2 protein-coding genes are annotated in these 1436 nt (G+C 64.6%); both read right to left on the bottom strand.

Annotated features, from left to right (window positions below; all coding sequences use genetic code 11):
• A partial coding sequence (locus AC1DU6_RS31085) for an aminotransferase class V-fold PLP-dependent enzyme (RefSeq protein ID WP_477861978.1) occupies positions 1-857 on the bottom strand: 857 nt, incomplete at its 3' end.
• Between the two features lie 27 nt (positions 858-884).
• Positions 885-1430, bottom strand: a complete 546-nt coding sequence (iscR, locus tag AC1DU6_RS31080) for a Fe-S cluster assembly transcriptional regulator IscR (RefSeq protein WP_477861980.1) — start codon at positions 1428-1430, stop codon at positions 885-887.
• Between the last annotated feature and the right edge of the window lie 6 nt (positions 1431-1436).

Here is a 1436-nt window from a genome sequence, read left to right as displayed (position 1 = left end):
ATACCGGACAGGCCCTTGATCAGCTTGTTGTGCAGTGCGCGGATGCGTTCGCTCTCGGCGCCCATTTCCTCGCGGGCGATACGGAAGGCCTCGCCCATGCCGACGATCTGGTGCACGGGCAGCGTGCCGGAGCGCATGCCGCGCTCGTGGCCACCGCCGTGCATCTGCGCTTCCAGGCGGATGCGCGGCTTGCGGCGCACGTAGAGAGCGCCGATGCCCTTGGGGCCGTAGCTCTTGTGCGAGGCCAGGCTCATCAGGTCGATGGGCAGCTTGGCCATATCGATAGCGACCTTGCCAGTGGCCTGCGCCGCGTCGACGTGGAAGATGACGCCGCGCTCGCGGCACAGGTTGCCCAACGCGACCACGTCCTGGATGACGCCGATCTCGTTGTTGACGTACATGACCGAGGCCAGGATGGTGTCCGGGCGCAATGCCGCCTTGAACACTTCCAGATCCAACAGACCGTTTTCCTGCACATCGAGGTAGGTCACCTCAAAGCCCTGACGCTCCAGCTCACGCATCGTGTCGAGCACGGCCTTGTGCTCGGTCTTGACGGTGATCAGGTGCTTGCCGCGCGTCTTGTAGAACTGCGCGGCGCCCTTGAGTGCCAGGTTGTTGGACTCGGTCGCGCCGGACGTCCAGACGATCTCGCGCGGGTCGGCACCGATCAACTCGGCCACCTGCACGCGCGCCTTCTCGACCGCCTCTTCCGCTTCCCAGCCCCAGGCGTGGCTGCGGGACGCCGGGTTGCCGAAGTGCTCGCGCAACCAGGGAATCATCGCGTCCACCACGCGGGGATCGCACGGCGTCGTCGCGCCGTAGTCGAGGTAGATCGGGAAGTGCGGGGTCATGTCCATGGAACGACTTCTTTTGAGTTCTTGGTCTTACTTGYTGAACGCGCCACCGAGATTGCCACCCAGGGCAAAGACCGAGTTCGGCGCCGTGACGCGGATGGGCTTGAGCACCGGCTGGCTGGAGATGGCGCGCTTGACCGGCGCCGCCTCGACCTCGAAGCCCTTGGCCAGTTGCTCATCGGCGAGCTTGCGCAGGGAGACGGAATCGAGGTACTCGATCATCTTGGCGTTCAGATTGGTCCAGAGTTCATGGGTGATGCAGCGGCCGCTGTCCTCGCCCATGCAGTTTTCCTTGCCGCCGCAGCCGGTGGCGTCCAGCGCCTCGTCCACGGCGACGATGATGTCGGCCACGGTAATGTTCTCGGCCTTGCGGCCCAGCGAATAACCGCCACCCGGGCCACGGGTGCTTTCCACCAGTTCATGGCGACGCAGCTTGCCGAAGAGCTGCTCCAGGTAGGAGAGCGAAATCTGCTGCCGTTGGCTGATCGCCGCCAGGGCCACGGGGCCTGTATTCTCGCGCAGCGCCAGGTCCAGCATCGCGGTGACTGCAAACCGGCCTTTGGTAGTGAGACGCATAAAAAC

The sequence above is a fragment of the Roseateles sp. P5_B10 genome (assembly GCF_056400485.1).
This window is presented reverse-complemented; position numbering and strand designations above follow the sequence as displayed.